Annotated in this window: 3 protein-coding genes and 1 pseudogene; all 4 read left to right on the top strand. The window is 26.6% G+C overall.

Going from position 1 to position 1,574, the window contains the following annotated elements; genetic code table 11:
- On the top strand, positions 1-243 hold a 243-nt coding region (locus ON17_RS00835; RefSeq protein WP_017191594.1), incomplete at its 5' end, for an HU family DNA-binding protein.
- A 31-nt stretch (positions 244-274) separates the two neighbouring features.
- The gene (locus ON17_RS00830; RefSeq protein ID WP_017191593.1) at positions 275-556 is read left to right on the top strand and encodes a hypothetical protein; all 282 of its coding nucleotides are present in this window, start codon (positions 275-277) and stop codon (positions 554-556) included.
- A 1-nt stretch (position 557) separates the two neighbouring features.
- The gene (locus tag ON17_RS00825; protein ID WP_017191592.1) at positions 558-1,166 is read left to right on the top strand and encodes a hypothetical protein; all 609 of its coding nucleotides are present in this window, start codon (positions 558-560) and stop codon (positions 1,164-1,166) included.
- Between the two features lie 58 nt (positions 1,167-1,224).
- Positions 1,225-1,574 (top strand): annotated as a pseudogene (locus ON17_RS00820) (ATP-dependent Zn protease); the annotation flags it as partial.

Genomic DNA, 1,574 nt, shown 5'->3' with positions numbered 1-1,574 from the left:
TCAATTTCAAAAACAGAAGTATTTTATAATGCATTTGAATATGCCCTAATTGAAGCCATTACCTCAAATGAAGAAGTAATTTTATCTTCTAAAATCGGTAAATTCATCTTAAAATCAAGAAAAGCCTACATCGGTAGAAACCCACAAACAAGGGAACCAATCGAAATCCCTTCTAAAACAGTAGTAACTTTCAAACTTTCAAAAACCATTAAAAATAAAGTAAAAGATTTAACATTAGAATAAAAAAAATATCAAATCAAAGGAGAAATTAAATATGAATAAAAAAATTACGAAAAAAACTAATCAAAAAAACCAACAAACAACTAAAAACAAAGAAGAACTAAAACAAACAAAACCAATTGAAGAAGAAACAATTTATATCCCCAAAAAGAATAAATCCCATCGGTTAAAAAAAATCGCTTACATAACGATCATTTTACATTTTATTTTACAAGTCATTATTATTTACTACGATAATCAAATTCCCTGGTTAACAACGGGAATCGATAACTTTATTAATTTAATCAAATCTATTATCCCAGGAGGAACTAAATAATATGAATAAAAACATCAAAAACAAAAATAAAATATTAACTATTATTACAATTATTATCGCTATCTTTTTCACTACTGTATCCATTTTCGCTTTAACTAATTACTTTATTAAACAAAGAAAAGAAAAAATTCAACTAATGAATGATGTTCCTTTTTTCACAGTCGAAAGAGTAGGCGGCAATAATGAAGATAAAACCCTTTTACCAATTCCCATTCCAAACTTAAACGAACAAAAATATAATCACTTAATTACGATCGAACACGAAGCGACACTAAACTCCAACGGAATGGATATTAATGTTCCTTTATATTTGAAAATATCAACTAAATATGACACACTTCAAACTTTTACCAATCCTGAAGAATATTTAAATGTTGGTTTAAAAGTGAATAACAAGGATTACGATGACACTAAACGTCCACAAATGATCTTAAACGAAAACGGTTTAAGAAAACTTAACATCCAAATCAGCATCGAACAAAAAGAAATCATTACTAATAAAAACCCTCAATTAGAATTAATTGTAGATTACGAATTAGTCGATTCCCAAGGAAAAGCTTATGGCAGCGGCAGTCAAACAATCGAAAATAAAATCTCTAATTTATCATAATAAAACATCCAAAAGACCAATCATTAATTGGTCTTTTTTTTGTTAGAAAGGAACTAAGATGACTATCAAAAAGACAGCAAATAAAAATTCAACTAATTTAATCATAATCATAATAATATCAATTATTTTATGTTTAGGAAGTTATGTTTGGATTCATCATCAAACTTTAATAGAAGCTGAAAAAAATCTCATAACCCAACATAAACAATTAGAAACCCAAAATAAAAATCTCCAAGAAATAAAAGACAAACTGCAACAAAATAAAGATATAATCCAAAACCAAATGACCAATACAAATAAAGAAACCCAAGAAGCAATAAACGCTAATTTACAAGAATTAAATAGTCAAGAAGAACCATTATTTACTCCTTCTAACAACCAAAAATTTCCTAATTTTAATCAATTAAT

This window comes from Poinsettia branch-inducing phytoplasma str. JR1, assembly GCF_000309465.1.
Taxonomy (GTDB): Bacteria; Bacillota_I; Bacilli_A; order Acholeplasmatales; family Acholeplasmataceae; genus Phytoplasma; species Phytoplasma pruni.
Note: the sequence above shows the minus strand (reverse complement) of the source record. Positions and strands in the feature narration are given on the sequence as shown.